Annotated in this window: 15 protein-coding genes and 1 riboswitch; of the genes, 2 read left to right on the forward strand and 13 right to left on the reverse strand. The window is 73.0% G+C overall.

Annotated features, from left to right (window positions below; genetic code table 11):
- Positions 1 to 13 precede the first annotated feature (13 nt).
- The 13 genes from O7608_RS22455 to rpe all read right to left on the reverse strand — a co-directional run bounded on the left by O7608_RS22455 (position 14) and on the right by rpe (position 13,241).
- Complete coding sequence (locus O7608_RS22455; RefSeq protein WP_289206480.1) at positions 14 to 1,924, reverse strand: maleylacetate reductase and hydroxyquinol 1,2-dioxygenase domain-containing protein; 1,911 nt, start codon at positions 1,922 to 1,924, stop codon at positions 14 to 16.
- A gap of 131 nt (positions 1,925 to 2,055) precedes the next feature.
- Positions 2,056 to 2,967, reverse strand: coding sequence for a helix-turn-helix domain-containing protein (locus O7608_RS22460; protein WP_289206481.1), 912 nt, complete (start codon positions 2,965 to 2,967; stop codon positions 2,056 to 2,058).
- Between the two features lie 7 nt (positions 2,968 to 2,974).
- On the reverse strand, positions 2,975 to 4,435 hold the full coding sequence (locus O7608_RS22465; RefSeq protein WP_289206482.1) for a benzaldehyde dehydrogenase: 1,461 nt from the start codon (positions 4,433 to 4,435) through the stop codon (positions 2,975 to 2,977).
- A 175-nt stretch (positions 4,436 to 4,610) separates the two neighbouring features.
- Positions 4,611 to 5,459 carry an ATP phosphoribosyltransferase gene (gene hisG / locus O7608_RS22470; protein WP_289206483.1) on the reverse strand — a complete coding sequence of 283 codons (849 nt, stop codon included), beginning with the start codon at positions 5,457 to 5,459 and terminating at the stop codon, positions 4,611 to 4,613.
- Positions 5,460 to 5,507: 48 nt separating this feature from the next.
- A complete protein-coding gene (locus tag O7608_RS22475; protein ID WP_282227667.1) occupies positions 5,508 to 5,771 on the reverse strand; it encodes a phosphoribosyl-ATP diphosphatase in 264 nt (87 codons plus the stop codon).
- Positions 5,772 to 5,874: 103 nt separating this feature from the next.
- Positions 5,875 to 6,975 (reverse strand): GerMN domain-containing protein, encoded by a 1,101-nt coding sequence (locus O7608_RS22480; RefSeq protein ID WP_289206484.1) that lies wholly within the window; start codon positions 6,973 to 6,975, stop codon positions 5,875 to 5,877.
- Positions 6,975 to 7,541 (reverse strand): SigE family RNA polymerase sigma factor, encoded by a 567-nt coding sequence (locus tag O7608_RS22485; protein WP_282227669.1) that lies wholly within the window; start codon positions 7,539 to 7,541, stop codon positions 6,975 to 6,977. The genes O7608_RS22480 and O7608_RS22485 overlap by 1 nt, the downstream gene beginning before the upstream one ends.
- Positions 7,542 to 7,648: 107 nt before the next feature.
- Positions 7,649 to 8,134: a 6,7-dimethyl-8-ribityllumazine synthase gene (gene ribH, locus O7608_RS22490; RefSeq protein WP_289206485.1), complete on the reverse strand. Its 486-nt coding sequence runs from the start codon at positions 8,132 to 8,134 to the stop codon at positions 7,649 to 7,651.
- Positions 8,134 to 9,381: a bifunctional 3,4-dihydroxy-2-butanone-4-phosphate synthase/GTP cyclohydrolase II gene (locus tag O7608_RS22495; protein ID WP_289206486.1), complete on the reverse strand. Its 1,248-nt coding sequence runs from the start codon at positions 9,379 to 9,381 to the stop codon at positions 8,134 to 8,136. The genes ribH and O7608_RS22495 overlap by 1 nt, the downstream gene beginning before the upstream one ends.
- The gene (locus tag O7608_RS22500; protein WP_289206487.1) at positions 9,378 to 10,022 is read right to left on the reverse strand and encodes a riboflavin synthase; all 645 of its coding nucleotides are present in this window, start codon (positions 10,020 to 10,022) and stop codon (positions 9,378 to 9,380) included. The genes O7608_RS22495 and O7608_RS22500 overlap by 4 nt, the downstream gene beginning before the upstream one ends.
- Positions 10,023 to 10,026: 4 nt before the next feature.
- Entirely contained in the window at positions 10,027 to 11,091 is a 1,065-nt protein-coding gene (gene ribD / locus O7608_RS22505) for a bifunctional diaminohydroxyphosphoribosylaminopyrimidine deaminase/5-amino-6-(5-phosphoribosylamino)uracil reductase RibD (RefSeq protein ID WP_289206488.1), read from the reverse strand.
- 206 nt (positions 11,092 to 11,297) lie between these two features.
- A riboswitch (FMN riboswitch) is annotated at positions 11,298 to 11,485 on the reverse strand.
- A 116-nt stretch (positions 11,486 to 11,601) separates the two neighbouring features.
- Entirely contained in the window at positions 11,602 to 12,564 is a 963-nt protein-coding gene (locus O7608_RS22510) for a GGDEF domain-containing response regulator (protein WP_289210992.1), read from the reverse strand.
- Entirely contained in the window at positions 12,561 to 13,241 is a 681-nt protein-coding gene (gene rpe / locus O7608_RS22515) for a ribulose-phosphate 3-epimerase (protein WP_289206489.1), read from the reverse strand. Before rpe ends, O7608_RS22510 begins: the two co-directional genes overlap by 4 nt.
- A 293-nt stretch (positions 13,242 to 13,534) precedes the next feature.
- Between rpe and O7608_RS22520 the strand changes: the two genes are divergently transcribed.
- Together O7608_RS22520 and O7608_RS22525 are read left to right on the forward strand one after the other, a co-directional pair.
- Positions 13,535 to 15,166 carry an amino acid adenylation domain-containing protein gene (locus O7608_RS22520; RefSeq protein WP_502959139.1) on the forward strand — a complete coding sequence of 544 codons (1,632 nt, stop codon included), beginning with the start codon at positions 13,535 to 13,537 and terminating at the stop codon, positions 15,164 to 15,166.
- Positions 15,163 to 16,503 carry an FNR domain-containing protein gene (locus O7608_RS22525; protein ID WP_289206490.1) on the forward strand — a complete coding sequence of 447 codons (1,341 nt, stop codon included), beginning with the start codon at positions 15,163 to 15,165 and terminating at the stop codon, positions 16,501 to 16,503. The genes O7608_RS22520 and O7608_RS22525 overlap by 4 nt, the downstream gene beginning before the upstream one ends.
- Positions 16,504 to 16,511 lie beyond the last annotated feature (8 nt).

Below are 16,511 nucleotides of genomic sequence, written 5' to 3' on the forward strand. Positions count from 1 at the left end.
GTCTCCCTGGGGGTCAGGTGGTGGGGGCGATGCGGAACGTGTACGTGACGGTGCGCCAGTCGGTCACCGCCCGCCCGTGCGGCGGCGTGCCGGCACCGGGCGGGAACTCGACGACGAGGTCCTGCTTGACCCCGAAGACCGCGTCGGAGTTCAGGTAGGCGCCGCCGGCAACGAAGAGCTGGGTGACCAGCCGGCGGTGGCCCGGCGCGCTGATCATGAAATGCAGGTGCGGAGCCCGGTACGGGTGCCGGCCGGTGCCGGCGAGCAGCTGCCCGACCGGACCGTCGTCCGGGATCGGGTACGCCGACGGCAGGATCGACCAGAAGTACACCCGGCCGTCGGGGTCGGCGTGGAACCGGGCGCGCAGCACCGGACCGGCGAGCTCCGGCAGCTGTACGTCGTAGAATCCGTCCTCGTTGGACTGCCAGACGTCGACCACGGCACCGCCCACCGGCGCCCCGGTCAGGTCGACGATCCGCACGTCGGCCCAGAGCGGGACGCCGGGCAGGCCGGCGGCGATGTCCGCGCCGAGCGCCTCGGCGGGCGGGCCGGGCAGGTAGAACGGGCCGAGCACGGCCGACGGGGTGGTCTGCGGGGTCCGGGAGTTCGCCAGCAGGTCCACCACGCTGGACACACCCAGCGCGTCCGACAGCAGCACGAACTCCTGGCGGCGGTCGTCGCAGAGCTGCCCGGTACGGGTGAGGAAGTCGATCGCGTACTGCCACTCGTCCTGGGTCACCTCGTTGCTGGCGACGAAGTGGTGCAGGTGCCGGACCAGGTCGGCGGCGAGCCGGCCGACCCGGGCATCCGGCGCGGCCGCGAAACTCGCCACCACCTCATCGGTGAGCCAGCCGACGTCGGGCGGCCCGGCCGGGCGGGCGCCGGCCCAGGCGTCGCGCAGCAGCTGCCCGACACCGGCCTCGGTGACCTCCCGGGGGTTCGGGTACGGCCGGTCGGTGGCGGCCCGCGCGACCGACGGCAGGTCGTCGACGTCCAGCCCGAGTTCACGCAGCGACGTCGGGCCGCCCAGCGACGCGATCAGGTCGTACATGCCGCTCGGCGCGTCGGGCCGGCCCAGTGCCGCCGCGACCCGGCGCATCGCCTGTGGCGCGGCGGCCGCGTTGTACGCCATCGCGTACGGCAGGACGACGGTGTGCGTCGGCGCGTGGGCCAGCCCGTACGACCCGCCGAGCAGGTGACACAGCCGGTGGTGCAGACCCATGCCCACCGCGCCCAGGCAGACACCGGCCAGCCAGGCACCGAGCAGCGCGTCGGTGCGGGCCTGCCGGTCGGCGGGGTCGGCCACGATCCGCGGCAGGGCGGCGGCCAGCCGGGTGATCGACTCGACGGCGATGGCGTCGGCCATCGGGTTGGCGCTCGGCGCGTAGAGCGCCTCGACGGCGTGCGCGATCGCGTTCACGCCGCTGGTCACGGTCAACGGCACCGGCAGCCCGACGGTCAGGTCGACGTCGTAGATGACGGTCTCCGGCAGGATCCGCGCATCGGTACGGGTGACCTTGCCGGTGGTGTCGGTCTCGCCGAGCACCGGGGTCACCTCCGACCCGGCGTACGTGGTCGCGACGGCGATCTGCGGCAGACCGGTCCGCACCGACAGTGCCTTGCCGAGCCCGGTGGCCGAGCCGCCGCCGAGGCTGACCACGCAGTCGGCACCGGTGTCGCGCAGCAGGCGCAACGCCGATTCGGTCACGTCGACCGGGGTGTGCATGGCGACCCGGTCGAAGTGGCCGGCGTGCAGCGGCCCGAGCAGGTCGGCGACGGACGCCGCGAGCGCGGGCCGACCGGTGCCGGCGACGGTGAGCACCCGGCCCCGGCCGAGCCGGTCGACCTCGGCCGGCAGCTGCGTGATGCTGCCGGCGCCGAACACGACACGGTTGGCGGTGCCGGTGTGCACGAACGACGTCACCGAAGACTCCGATCCGCTGCCGTCCCGGTCGGACGGGTCAGACGAGTATCGGCCGCGTCACCGAAGCATTTCCTGCACGTTTCTGCTGCCGTATCGGCACGTTCCTGCTGCCGTACCGGCCGGCGCGCTGGTCAGGAACCGCGCCGCAGCGCGGCCGGTGTCGTCTGCAGGCGCGCCCGCATCACCCGGGTCAGATGCTCCTGGTGGGAGAACCCGCACCGCAACGCGACCGTGGCGATCGGCAGGGTCGGGTCACGCAACAGCCGACAGGCCGCCTCGACCCGCAGGTTCAGCAGGTACTGGTGCGGCGCCACCCCGGTGCGGGCCTTGAACTGCCGGGAGAACTGGCTGACGCTGAGCCCGGCCACCGCCGCCATCTGCGCCAGCGGGACCGGCTCGGCGAGCCGGTCGGCCAGCAGCGCGCGGACCCGGGCGAACTGCCGGTCGCCGAGCCCGGTCTGGCGCCGGGCCGCCGGTTCGTCACGAGCCCGCCGCACGCTGTGCCGGCGGGCCAGCTGCCCGGCGAGCAGCGTCACCACCTGGTCCAGATAGGTACGCGCGGCCGGTTCCCAGGTGCGCATCGTCTCGTCCAGGGTCAGCACCAGTTGCCGCAGCAGCGGGTCGACGACGCCGAGCTGCTCGGTCAGCTCGACCGGGGCGCCGTCGTGCGCGGCCTGCAGCGCCTCGTCGCGCAGGTAGACATGCACCGTGTCCAGCGGGCCGCCCAGTTCGACGGTGAGGTCCTTGCCGGCGGGGTGGACGAAGAACCCGCCGGGTGCCACCGTGCACGACGAGGTCAACCCGAGGTGACCGCGGCGCACCCGGACCGGCCCGTCGCGGTGCAGGATCAGCAGGTGGCTCGGGGCGGGATCGAACTCCGCCCGGTACGGCTGCTCCCGCTGGGTCGACACGTACAGGTCGGACCAGCCGAGGCCGGCGCTGGTCCGGTCCGGCCGGACCCAGGGTTGCCGGAGAATGCCGGTGGTGTCCTGGAGCGACAGCTCCCGCACCGGGTGGTGCCCGGTGCCCCTCGGGCGGCTCACCGGGCGCTCAGAACGGGAACCGGCTGATGGTGCCCTGCATGGTGAGCCACTGCGTTTCGGTGAACGCCTCGATGTTCGCCGCCGGCCCACCGAACCGGCTGCCGGTGCCGGAGGCGCCCACCCCGCCGAAGGGCGCGACCGCCTCGTCGTCCACCGTCTGGTCGTTGATGTGCACGATGCCGCTGGGAATCCGGTCGGCCAACGCCATCGCCGCCATCACGTCCCGGCTGAGGATGCCCAGCGACAGGCCGTACTCGGTGTCACTGGCCAGGGCGACGGCCTGGTCGAGGTCGGCGAAGGTCGCCACCGGCGCGACCGGGCCGAACACCTCCTGGGCGAACGCCGGGGTGGCCGGGGTGACGTCGGCGAGCACCGTCGGCCGGTAGAACAGTTCGTCGTAGGTTCCCCCGGCGGCCAGCCGGGCACCGGCGTCGACGCTGGCCGTGACCAGTGAATGGATCTTGTCCCGCTGGTGTTCGTCGATGATCGGGCCGAGCGCAACCTGCTCCTTCGCCGGGTCGCCGACCGGCAGGTGATCGGCCTTGGCCGCCAACTGCTCGACGTAGCGGTCGGCGATCCGCTCGTGCACCAGGTGCCGGCCGGTGGCCATGCAGATCTGCCCCTGGTGCAGGAACGACCCCCAGGCGCCGGCGGAGACCGCGAGGTCCAGGTCGGCGTCGTCGAGCACGATGAGCGCCGAGTTGCCGCCCAGCTCCAGGTGGGCCCGCTTGAGGTGACGGGCGGCCGCCTCACCGACCTTGCGGCCGGCGGCGGTGGAGCCGGTGAAGCTGATCACCCGGACCCGGGGGTCGGCGACGATCGCCTCACCGACGTCGGCGCCGCCGGGCAGCACGTGCAGCAGCCCGTCGGGCAGACCCGCCTCCTGGAACACCCGGGCGATCGACACCCCACCGCAGACCGCCGTACGCGGGTCGGGTTTGAAGACCACCGCGTTGCCCAACGCCAGGGCCGGCGCGATCGACCGGATGGACAGGATCAACGGAAAGTTGAACGGCGCGATGACCCCGACGACCCCGACCGGTAGCCGGCGGGCCAGGCTGAGCCGGGGCTGCCCGGTCGGCAGGATCTCGCCGAGCGGCTGCGAGGCGAGCGCCGCCGCCTCGTAGCACTCCTGGGCGGCGGTGGTGGTCTCGACCGCCGCTTTCGGCGGGACCGAGCCGGCCTCCCGGATCAGCCAGTCGCCGATCTCGTCGGCGTACTGCTCGAACAGCGCCCCGGCGCGGCGCAGCACCGCCGCCCGGTCGAGGTAGCGGGCACCCGCCCAGTCCCGCTGCGCGGCGGCGGCCCGGGCACAGGCCCGCGCCACGTCGTCGGCGTTGCCGACGCCGACGCGGCCGATCTCCTGCCGGGTGGCCGGGGAGGTCACGGCCATGGTGCCCCCGGCCGCCTCGGTCCAGCCGTCGCTGTAGACGGCACCGTGCCACATAGTCGTGTCGAGCAGAGCCATGGTGAACCTCCTGTCGAACCGGTTGTCGTAACCTTCCCGGAACAACGGGGAATCCACCACTGGAACCGGCATTCACCGGCAGGATCGGCGCGGCCGGTCACCCGACCGTGGCCAGCCGGCGGCCCGTCGTCGGTCGACGCCGACCGACCGCGCTCAGCGGGGAGCGGCTCGGCTGTTACAGGCGGCAGGCGTGGATGGAGGTGACCAGGATGGCGCGGGCGCCGACCTCGTACAGCTCGTCCATGATCCGGTGCACCTCGGCGCGGCGGACCATCGCCTGCACCGCCACCCAGCCTTCCCGGTGCAGCGGCGAGATGGTCGGCGACTCGATGCCCGGGGTCAACGCGCTGGCCTGTTCCAGCAGGTCGGCGCGCACGTCGTAGGCGAGCATCACGTACCGGCGGGCCACCAGGACCCCCTGCAGGCGGCGGATCAGCTGGTCGGCCTGCCCGGTGGTGGCGGTGCCGGCCGGGTGCACCAGCACCGCCGAGGAGCGCAGGATCGGGTCGCCGACGGTGACCAGGCCGGCCTGGCGCAGCGTCGCACCGGTCTCCACCACGTCGGCGATGACGTCGGCGACGCCGAGCCGGATGGCGTTCTCCACCGCGCCGTCGAGCCGGATCACGTCGGCCTTCAGGCCGTGTTCGCCCAGGTAGCGTTCGACCACCCCGGGGTAGGCGGTGGCGATGCGCCGCCCGGCGATCTCCTCGGGCACCCGGGTCAGGGTCTCGGGTCGGGCTGCGAACCGGAACGTCGCCCCGCCGAAGTCGAGGTCGAGCAGTTCCTCGGCCGGGCTGGCCGAGTCGATCAGCAGGTCCCGGCCAGTGATGCCGAGCTCCAGTTCACCGGTGCCGACGTAGGTGGCGATGTCACGGGGCCGCAGGTAGAAGAACTCGACGTCGTTGGCCTCGTCGCGGCAGACGAGGTCCTTGGGGTCGGTGCGCTGGCGGTAGCCGGCCTCGCGCAGCATGTCGGCGGCCGGTCCGGAAAGGGTGCCTTTGTTCGGTACGGCGATGCGCAGCATCTCGGTCTCGCTCCTGATCGATCGACGGTTCACGGTCGCAAGGGCGGGTCAGAGATGTCGGTAGACGTCCTTGAGTTCCAGTCCGGTGGCCAGCATCAGCACCTGCGCCTGGTAGAGCAGCTGGGAGATCTCCTCGGCGGCCCGGTCCGGGCTCTCGTGCTCGGCGGCCATCCACGCCTCGGCGGCCTCTTCGACGACCTTCTTGCCGATGGCGTGCACCCCGCGCTCCAGCGCGGCGACCGTCGACGAGCCGGGGGTCCCGGCCGCCGCCTTGGCCTGCAGCTCGGCGAACAGCTCCTCGAACGTCTTCACGGTGCCCGATTGTGGCAGCCCGGTGACGGGCGGGTCGGCACCGGGTCCGCACCGGTCCATCTGCTGATCACGGTACGGCGGTCGGGCGGGTCGCCAGGTGACGTCAGCGTACGGTGACCGCCGCGTCGACGAGGTGCCGTTCGCCTTCGCCCTCGACCATCGACTCCTCGTACGCCTCGATGGTGTAGTCGCCCGGCGGCAGGGTCAGCTCGGCGAAGCCCTCGCCCCGGCCGGGCGCGCCCGCGTCGAGGGTGACGTACCGCTGGTGGACGATCTTTTCACCCTGGCGGACCCGCAGCTGGGCGGTGGCCTCGTGGACGCTGCCGGCGAGGTGCACGGTGAAGGTCCGCCCGACGGTGTCGCCGTGCTGCGGGTCGATCAGCCAGAGCATGGCCAGGGTGTCCAGCGCGGCCCCCTTGGTGATCTCGTCGCGGGTGTCGACGTGACCCCACAGCCGGGGCACCGGTTCGCCGTCGAGCAGCAGCCGGATCCGGGGGTCGCCGCCGACGACGCCGGCCACGGTCCAGACGAGCTGCTGTACGGCGGCGGCGGCCCCGGCGGCGTCGAGGTTGGCGACGTCGGCGCCACTGATGTTCACCCCGACGATGTCGTATTGGGTCCAGACGCTGGTCAGCTCGGCGCCGACCGGCCAGAGGGTGCGGTAGTCGGGGTCGCGCAGCCGGGCACCGGTGAGCATTTCGCCGAGCGCGGCGCGCAGTTCGCCCAGGGTGCCGGCGCCGGTGGCGGTGAACCGGTGATACTCGCGGTAGAGCCGCAGCTGGCCGTCGGCCCCGCCGACGTAGTAGACCGGCAGCGTCGCCACCGGGTCGCCGGCCTGGTCGCTGGCGGTCGGGTCGTCTCCGGGTGCGCCGACGGCCGGGGCGTCGCCGGCCGACGCGGGGCCGACCGGGCCGGTGGCACCCACCCCGGGGGTCACCGGACCGCTGCTGCTGGCGGCGGGTGGCGGGTCGGAGTGCGGCATCGTCGGTAGGCAGCCGACCACGCCGACCAGGGTGGCGGCGGCGGTCGCGGCGGCGGTGCCGGCCAGGGCGACCGGGATGCGGCGTCGCTGCCGGGCGTCGACCCTTTCGCGGATCGCGGTCAGGGCGTCGGGTCGTACGTCGACCCGGTCGGCTTCGGCGCGCAGCGCCCGCCGCAGCACATCACCGGTACGGGCGTCGCCAGGGGTGTCGTCGGTGTCCATCACAGGCCGTCCAGGCTGGTGCGCAGCGCGGCGATTCCGCGCGCGGTGTGGCTCTTGACCGCTCCCCTGCTGACCCCCATCGCGTCGGCGATCTGCGCCTCGGACAGGTCGGCGTAGTAGCGCAGGACGATCGCTTCCCGCTGGCGGGGCGGCAGGGCACGCAGTGCGGTGATCACGTCGTCGTGGCGCAGCTGGTCGAGGGCGCCGGCTTCGGCGCTGGGGGCGTCCGGGCCGGGCCGGGCGGCGGCGAGGTGGGCCTGTACGACGCGTCGGTGCCGGATCGCCGACCGGCAGCGGTTGACCACGGTGACGCGCAGATAGCCGACCGCCTTGTCCGCGTCGCGCAGCCGCCACCAGCGGCTGTGCAGGGCCACGTAGGCGTCCTGCACGATCTCCTCCGCCATGCCCGGTTCCCGCAGCAGCAGGGTGGCGAGGCGCACCAGCGGACGGTAGTGCGCGGCGAACAGGGCGGTGACCGCCTCGTCCGCCGCCCACGTCGACGTCGGTGTCCGCTGCCGCAGCATCGTCCTCCCCGGGTGCAGGCCGGTGACCAGTTCGGGTGCCACGTCAACTACGACGTGTCACCGGCGCATCTGGTTTACCGCGCGAGCGGCGGGAACGTGACGGGTGCGGACCGGGTTGCCTGTCGGGTGCGGACCGGGTCGTGTCGCGGTCAGCCGGCCGGTACGGCGTGCACCGCGCGGAGCGCGAGCGCGGCGTCGAGGACGGCGACCATCGACGCCCACCCCTTGTCCTCGGCCGAGCCGGGCAGTCCGGCCCGGTCGCGGGCCTGCGCGATGGTCTCGACGGTGAGCACTCCGTGGCCGACCGGTGTGGCTTCGTCCAGCGACACCCGGGTCAGCCCGTCGGTGACCGACCGGCACACGTAGTCGAAGTGCGCGGTGGCACCGCGTACCACGACGCCGAGGGCGACCACCGCGTCACAGCGACGGGCCAGCGCCTGGGCGAGCACCGGTAGTTCGACCGAGCCGGCCACCCGGGCGACCTGTACCTCGGTGACGCCGCAGGCCTCGGCGGCGGCCACGGCCCGGCCGAGCATGACGTCGACCAGGTCGGCGTGCCAGCGGGCGGCGACGACGCCGACCCGTAGTCCGGCGGCGTCGACCCGGATGACACCTGGTTCGCCGAATCCCGCCATTACGCCCTACCTCCGGAGAGTTCGCCGACGGGGTCGAGCCCGTCGAGCAGATGGCCCATCCGGTCGCGCTTGGTCCGCAGGTAGCGCAGGTTCTCCGGGTGGGGGTGGATGGTCAGCGGTTCCCGGCCGACGACGGTGAGCCCGTACCCGGCCAGCCCGGAGAGCTTGTCCGGGTTGTTGGTGAGCAGCCGGATCGACCGCACACCGAGGTCGTGCAGGATCTGCGCGCCGGTGCCGTAGTCGCGGGCGTCGGCGGGCAGCCCGAGCTCCAGGTTGGCGTCGACGGTGTCACGGCCCTGGTCCTGCAGCTGGTAGGCGCGCAGTTTGTGGGCCAGCCCGATGCCGCGCCCCTCGTGGCCGCGCAGGTAGAGCACGACGCCACGGCCTTCGCTGGCGACCCGGCCCAGCGCGGCGTCCAGCTGCGGGCCGCAGTCGCAGCGCAGCGAGCCGAACACGTCACCGGTGAGGCACTCGGAGTGCACCCGGACCAGCACGTCGCGGCCGTCGTCGATGTCGCCGAGGACCAGGGCGAGGTGCTCGGCGGGGTCGTGGGCGACCCGGTAGCCGTAGGCGCGGAACACCCCGTACGCCGTCGGTAGCCGGACCTGGGCGACCCGCTCGACGTGGGTCTCGGTCCGTCGCCGGTGGGCGATCAGGTCGGCGATGGTGATCAGGGTGAGCCCGTGGTCGGCGGAGAACTTCTCCAGGTCGGGCAGGCGCATCATGGTGCCGTCGTCGTTGACCAGTTCGCAGAGCACCCCGGCGGGGTGCAGTCCGGCGAGGCGGGCCAGGTCGACGGCGGCCTCGGTGTGGCCGGGCCGGTGCAGGACTCCGCCGGGGCGGGCCCGCAGGGGCACGATGTGGCCGGGGCGGGCCAGGTCGGCCGGGCTGGTGGCCGGGTCGGCGAGCAGTCGCAGGGTGTGTGCCCGGTCGGCGGCGGAGATGCCGGTGCTGACCCCTTCGCGGGCGTCGACGGTCACTGTGTACGCGGTGCCGCGCCGGTCCTGGTTGGTGTGGTACATCGGCGGCAGTTCGAGCCGGTCGCAGTCGGCTTCGGGCAGCGGCGCGCAGATGTAGCCGGAGGTGTGGCGCACCATGAAGGCGACGAGTTCGGCGGTGGCGTGTTCGGCGGCGAAGATCAGGTCGCCTTCGTTCTCCCGGTCGGCGTCGTCGACCACGACCACCGCCCGGCCGGCGGCCAGGTCGTCGAGGGCCTGTTCGACGGTGCCGAACTCGGCGGCCGTCACGGGCGGACCCCGCTGGTGGGTGCCGGCTGGCGCAGTTGCTTCGCCACGTACTTCGCGATCACGTCGACCTCCAGGTTGACCAGGGACCCGACCGGTTTGCGGCCAAGTGTGGTGAGTTGCAGGGTGGTGGGGATCAGTCCGACGCTGAACCAGCCGGCGTCGTCGCCCGTCACGGCGGGTTCGTCGTCGGACACCTCCATCACGGTCAACGAGACGCCGTCGACAGCGATCGAACCTTTTTCCACGAGGTAGCGGCCAAGGCCGGCGGGGAGGCTGAACCGCACCTGCTCCCACCGGTCGCCGGGGACGCGCTCGACGATGGTGGCGACGCCGTCGACGTGGCCCTGCACCAGGTGTCCGCCGAGACGGGTGGCGAGGGTGGCCGCGCGTTCCAGGTTGACCGGATCGCCGGGGCGCAGCCCGCCCAGCGCGCTGCGGTCGAAGGTCTCCTTCATGACGTCCACGGTGAACCGTGCGCCGTCGACCGCGACGACGGTCAGGCAGACCCCGTCGACGGCGATGGAGTCGCCGTGGCGGGCGTCGGCGGCGACCAGCGGACCGTGGATCGTGAGCACGCCGCTGTCGCCGTGCCAGTCCAGGGTGCCGGCCTCGCCACGCTCCTCGATGATGCCGGTGAACATCGGCTCAGCCTTCCTTCTTCTGCCGGGGTTCGGCGGTGATCCGCAGGTCGGGGCCGACCTGGGTGACGTCGACGATGGTCAGGTCGAGGGCGTCGCCGATGGTGTACGCACCGGCGTCGCCGAGCGCGGCGGGGCCCGCGCCGAGGAGTCTGGGCGCGAGGTAGCCGACGACCCGGTCGACCAGGCCGTCGCGCAGGAACGCCCCGGCCAGCGTCGGTCCGCCTTCGAGCAGCGCGCCACGCACCCCCCGGTCGTAGAGGCCGGTCAGCAGGGCGCTGAGGTCGACCCGCCCCCGGTGGTCGGTACCGACTCCGGCGGCGGTGGCGATCCAGGTGTCGGCGGCGCCGTCGCGGACCCGGGCGTCGGCCGGGGTACGTCCGTGACTGTCGACGACGACCCGTAGCGGCTGGCGGATGGCGAGGGTGCCGTCGCGCGGGTGGCGCACGGTGAGCCGGGGGTCGTCGGCGAGCACGGTGCCGACCCCGGCGATGATCGCGTCGGTGGTGCCGCGCAGCGCGTGGACGTCGGCGCGGGCCACCTCCGAGGTGATCCACATGCTGGTGCCGTCGGCGGCGGCGGAGCGACCGTCGAGGGTGGCGGCGTACTTCCAGATCAGGTAGGGCCGGCGGCGGCGTACCGCGGTGAGCCAGGCGATGTTGGCGGCCTCGGCGCGGTCGGCGTGCAGGCCGACGGCGACGTCGATGCCGGCCGCGCGCAGCGTCTCGGTGCCGCCGGCGGCGATCGGGTTGGGGTCGGGTACGGCGAGCACGACCCGGGCCACACCGGCGTCGACCAGGGCGGTGGAGCAGGGTCCGGTCCGGCCGACGTGGTTGCACGGTTCGAGGGTGACCACGGCGGTGCCGCCCCGGGCCCGTTCGCCGGCCTGGGCCAGGGCGACGATCTCGGCGTGCGGGCCGCCGGCGTAGGCGTGGAAGCCTTCGCCGACGACGTGGCCGGCCGGGTCGAGCAGGACGCAGCCGACGATCGGGTTGGGGCTGACCGCGCCGAGGCCGCGCAGGGCGAGGGCGATCGCGTGTCGCATCGCCTCGTCTTCGGTGAGGGTCGCCATCGCCGTCGTCGTCTCCTCGCCAGCCGGGCCGGGTACGCGCGACGGGTGGCGGGAGGTGCCGGGCCCCGGGGCGGGGTGCCGGCGACAGCGATGCGGCGGCGGGTGCGACCCCGGGGTCGTCACCGGCCCACGTGGGACCGGCACCGGGGTGCCGCACGGGCATGGCGGTGCCGTTTCGGGCACGCCACACCTGGGCGTCCGTATCCGCGCGCTGTCTCCCATCCGGACTGTCTGGGCCGGTCCGTGCCGTGGTGGCACGATCTGGCCCAACCGTCGGCCCTGGATTTTCACCAGGTCCACCGGGCGTCGTGTCGACGACCGGGTCGCGGGCTGACCACGACTGGTGCCGTGGATCACCGCCGGTTCGGAATTTCACCGAGTCCCGCCAGCGCGTGGTGGGTGCTGATTCCGAGTCTTACACGGATCCCGGTGGCCTCGGCCAGGGACGCGGCGGACATCACAACTGTCGGATAGCTGACAGAGTCCGGCGGTGGGGAGGGGATTCCCAGCTCAGCTGGGGGACAACCGCCGGTCGACCGCGATGTACGACCCGGGCTGACTCTTGGCCACCGACTTCATCTCGTTGGCCACGGTGATGATCTCGCGGGGTTCACTGAACCGACGGGGACCGGCCGACACCGCGACCCCCACCGAGAGGGTGACCAACGCCGCCTTCTGCAGATTGCCGCGCCGGTCCTTGACCTCGACGTAGCCGCGTGCGGCGTCGCCCGGATCGTAGAGCTCGTCGGCGGCCTTCTCGAAGTCGAGGATCGCCTTCTCGATGATCGGCCGCACCTGCTCCGGCGCGCAGACCACCACGAAGTCGTCGCCGCCGATGTGGCCGAGGAAGGCCGGCGGCAGCCCCACCGACACCACCGCCCGGTGCATGCACCGGGCCAGGGTGGAGATGAACTCGTCGCCGCGGCCGAACCCGTACACGTCGTTGACGCTCTTGAACCGGTCGATGTCGACGTACCCGACGGCGTAGTCGGCGCCGCTGCGGACCCGGTCGGTGATCTCCCGGCTGACCCGGGTGTTGCCCGGCAGGCCGGTCAGCGGCGACACCTCGCGGTACTCGCGGTTACGCCGCAACGTGGAGGTCACCCGGGCGATGAGCTCCGAGGTGTCGAAGGGTTTGACCAGGTAGTCGTCGGCGCCGGCGGTCAGCCCGTTGACCTTGTCGGCGGTCATCCCCTTCGCGGTGAGCATGATGATCGGCAGCGCGGCGGTCATCGGGTCCGCGCGCAGCTTGCGGGTCAGCTCCAGACCGGTGATGCGGGGCATCATCAGGTCGACCACCGCCAGGTCGGGGCGGTGCCGTTCGATGACCTCGATCGCCTCCTGACCGTCGTGGGCCAGAATCACGTCGAACCCGTGCAACCGCAGGTTGACCTCGACGAACCGGGCGATGTCGACATCGTCGTCGACGACCAGGATCAGATCGGGCCGGGGCTCGGCCCCGTCGGGGCTCACCACCGTGGCGCGGTCCGCTCGGCGGCCCGGCGGAGTCTGCGTACCGCTTCGGCGGGGTCGGCCGCGCCGTAGACGGCGGTGCCGGCGACGAAGGCGTCGGCACCGGCGGCGGCGGCCTGCTCGATGGTGTCGGCGGCGATCCCGCCGTCGACCTCGATCCGCAGCTCCAGGTGGCCGCTGGCCACGTGCCGACGGGCGGTGCGGACCTTGTCGAGCATCTCGGGGATGAACCGCTGCCCGCCGAACCCGGCCTTGATCGTCATGATCAGCAAAGTGTCGAAGCTGGGCAGCAGGTCGAGATAGTCGTCGACCGGGGTGTCCCGGTCGATCGCCAACCCGGCCTTGGCCCCGGCCGACCGCAGCTCCTTGGCCAGCGCGACCGGGTCGTCGCACGCCTCGGCGTGGAACGTCACGTTGTACGCCCCGGCGTCGGCGTAGCCCGGTGCCCAGCGACGCGGGTCGGTGATCATCAGGTGCACGTCAAACGGCAACGTGGTGGCCGGCAGCAGACTCTGCACGACCGGCAGGCCGATCGTGAGGTTCGGCACGAAGTGGTTGTCCATCACGTCGACGTGCAGCCAGTCGGCCGCCCCCTCGACCGCGTGCGCCTCGTCGGCCAGGCGGGAGAAGTCTGCGGCCAGGATGCTGGGTGCGATGATCGGCGCTGGTGCGGTCACCGCGCCAGTCTACGAACGTGAGCAAGCGTTCCACATCCGCCACCGCGGATCGGCTCCGATTGTCCGCATATCGGGACAACTCAGGCATCGGGTCGTCGTGTCAGGCCGGACCCGCGCGGGTCGACGGACAGCCCTCCACCCGCAGTCGCCGCCGTTGCCGCAGTGAATCCCTCCTTCCCGAAGATTGACCACGATCAAGACATATCACAACAAATCCAAGAAATTTCCCAGAAGAATCGTCAACCATCGATCTATTGGGCCGCAAGAGGCGGCCCGGGATCGAGGAGCAAGCCATGCTGTCGCACCGCACCGGCATGATCGACGACGCACCGCCGCGCACCAGCGGCCCGACCGTGCCGACCATCCGCCCGCTGTCGACCGATGGTTGGCAGGGGCCGCTGCTGCACCACCTGCCACCCCGGGACCGCCAGTTGTTCCGCCAGTTCGGGCAGGGCCCGACGGTCGCCGCGGCGCCGCCGGGGATTCATCTCGCGGTGCGACGCTGGGCGGCCACCACACCGGACGCGATCGCGGCCGAACACCTCGGCACCACCATCAGCTACCGCGAACTGGACCGCCAGGCCGACCGGCTCGCCCACCGGCTGATCGCCCTGGGTGTGCGCACCACGGACGCGGTCGGCGTCTTCGCCAGCAGGTCGATCCCGATGCTGGTGGCCATCCTGGCCAGTCTGAAGGCCGGCGCGGCATACGTGCCGCAGGACGTGCGGATCACACCCGTCGGACAGCTGCGGCAGATCGCGTCGACCGCCCGGTGCCGGGTCGTCCTCACCACCGCCGACGCGATGCACCGGACACCGCACCTGCCGGCGGTGCCCCGGATCGCGGTCGACGAGCTGATGGCCCAGCCGGTGCCACCGGTGCCCCCGGCGCGACCGTCCCGGCCGGTGCGGGCCGACGACGGCTGCTACATCCTGTTCACCTCCGGCACCACCGGACGGCCCAACGGGGTCACCGTGACGCACGGCAACGTGGCCAACATCGTGCTGACCTCCCCCGGGGACCTGGGCATCCAGCCGGGATGGCGGGTGGCGCAGCTGCTCAACGTGGCGTTCGACATGGCGGCCTGGGAGATCCTCGGCTGCCTCAGCCACGGTGCGACGCTGCTGATCCGCGACCGCGACCTCACCGCCACCGCCGCCCGCTGTGACGTCGTCATCGCCACCCCCACCGTGCTGGGCCGCATCGACCTGGCCCGGTGCGACCAGGTCAAGGTGGTGGCGGTCGCCGGCGAGCCATGTCCGCGGCCGCTGGCCGACCGGTGGTCCGCCGGCCGGACCTTCTACAACTGCTGCGGGCCCACCGAGACGACCATCGTCAACACGATGCACCGGCACCACCCGGCGGCCGACCGGCTCACCATCGGCCGGCCCACCCCTAACAACACCGTCTACGTGCTCGACGCCGACGGCCGGCCGTGCCGCATCGGCGAGGTCGGCGAGATGTGGGCCGGCGGTGACTGCGTCTCGGCCGGGTACCTGGACGACCCGGAGCTCACCGCGCAGCGGTACGCACCCGACCCGTTCCTCGGCGGCGGCCGGCTGATGTTCCGTACCCGTGATCTCGGCCGCTGGACCGCCGACGGCGAACTGGAGCACCTGGGCCGCACCGACGACCAGGTGAAGGTCCGCGGCTTCCGGGTCGAGCTGGACTCGGTCTCCGCCGTGCTGGAGACCGTGCCGGGTTGCCGGCACGCGGTCACCCTCAAGCTCTCCGACCGTGAACTGGTCTCCTTCGTGACCCCCGCCGAGGTGGATCCCGTGCGGTGCCGCGACGCGGTCGCCGCCGCACTGCCCTACTACTGCGTGCCGGCGGCCGTGCACCCGCTGCCCGAGTTGCCGATCACCGGACGGGGCAAGGTGGACCGGGCCGCTCTGCACCGGCTGGCCACCGGGGCACAGCGGTGAGCGCCGTCTCGACCCGACGGTCACCGACGGCACCGTCCACCGGTGAACCGACGCCCGGCACGACGCTGCCACCGGTCCTGCCCGGGTGGCGTGGGCTGCTCGCCCACCCCCGGCTCATGCACCATCACCGGCTGGTCGCGACGGTGCTCGCCGGCAACCTCGCGCTGCTGGGGTACGGCGCCAGCGCCGGCTGGTGGGCCGGGCCGAACGGGGTGCCGGCGCTGGGCGCGGCGGCCCTGGCCAACGTGGCGCTGGCGGTCCTGGTCCGCCAGCAGTACGTGATCAACCTGCTGTTCCGGCTCGCCACCTGGGCGCCGGTCAGCTGGCCGCTGCGGGTCCGCGCGAGCCTGGCGAAGGTGTACCACTTCGGCGGCCTGCACGTGGGCGCGGCGCTGGCCGGCACCGCCTGGTTCCTGGGGCAGTTGTCGGCCATGACCGTCCATGGCGGGCCCGGCGGTACGGCGGCGCTGCTGACCGCCTACGCGGTGGCCGTCCTGCTGCTGGGGATGGTGGCCACCGCGCTGCCGCCGGTCCGGTCGGCGCACCACGACCTGTTCGAACGGGTCCACCGCTTCGGCGGCTGGGCGGCGCTGGCGCTGCTGTGGGCGCAGACCGCACTGGTGGCCGGCTCCCCCGCCGACCTGGCCGGCACACCCCAGGCCTGGATACTGGCCGTGCTGACGGTCAGCGTCGCGCTGCCCTGGCTGCGGCTGCGCCGGGTCGCCGTCGAGGTGGTCCGCCCGTCCTCGCACGTCGCACTGGTCCACTTCGACCACGGCGTGACACCGTTTCCCGGATCGTCCACCCCGGTCAGCCGCAGCCCACTGCGGCAGTGGCACTCGTTCGCCAACGTACCGGCGCCCGGGCGCGGCGGCTTCCGGCTGGCGGTGTCCCGGGCCGGCGACTGGACCGGGCAGTTCATCGACGACGCACCGGAGCAGGTGTGGATCCGGGGCATCCCCACCGCGGGGGTGGCCAACATCGAGACGCTGTTCCGCCGGGTGGTGTACGTGGCCACCGGCAGCGGCATCGGCCCGGTCCTGCCGCACCTGCTGGCCGGGCACGTGCCGGCCCGGCTGGTGTGGGCGGCCCGCCGGCACCGGGAGACGTTCGGCGACGAGTTGGTGGCCGAGATCCTCGCCAGCAGCGCCGACGCCGTGCTGTGGGACACCGACCGCGACGGCAAGCCGGACATCCTCGCGCTGGCGTACCGGGCGTACGTCGAGTTCGACGCCGAAGCTGTCATCTGCATATCCAACCGCCGGCTGACCTGGCAGGTGGTGCACGGGCTGGAACGGCGCGGAATTCCGGCGTACGGCGCCATCTGGGATTCCTGACCACGACG

It is taken from the genome of Solwaraspora sp. WMMA2056 (assembly GCF_030345095.1).
Taxonomy (GTDB): domain Bacteria; phylum Actinomycetota; class Actinomycetes; order Mycobacteriales; family Micromonosporaceae; genus Micromonospora_E.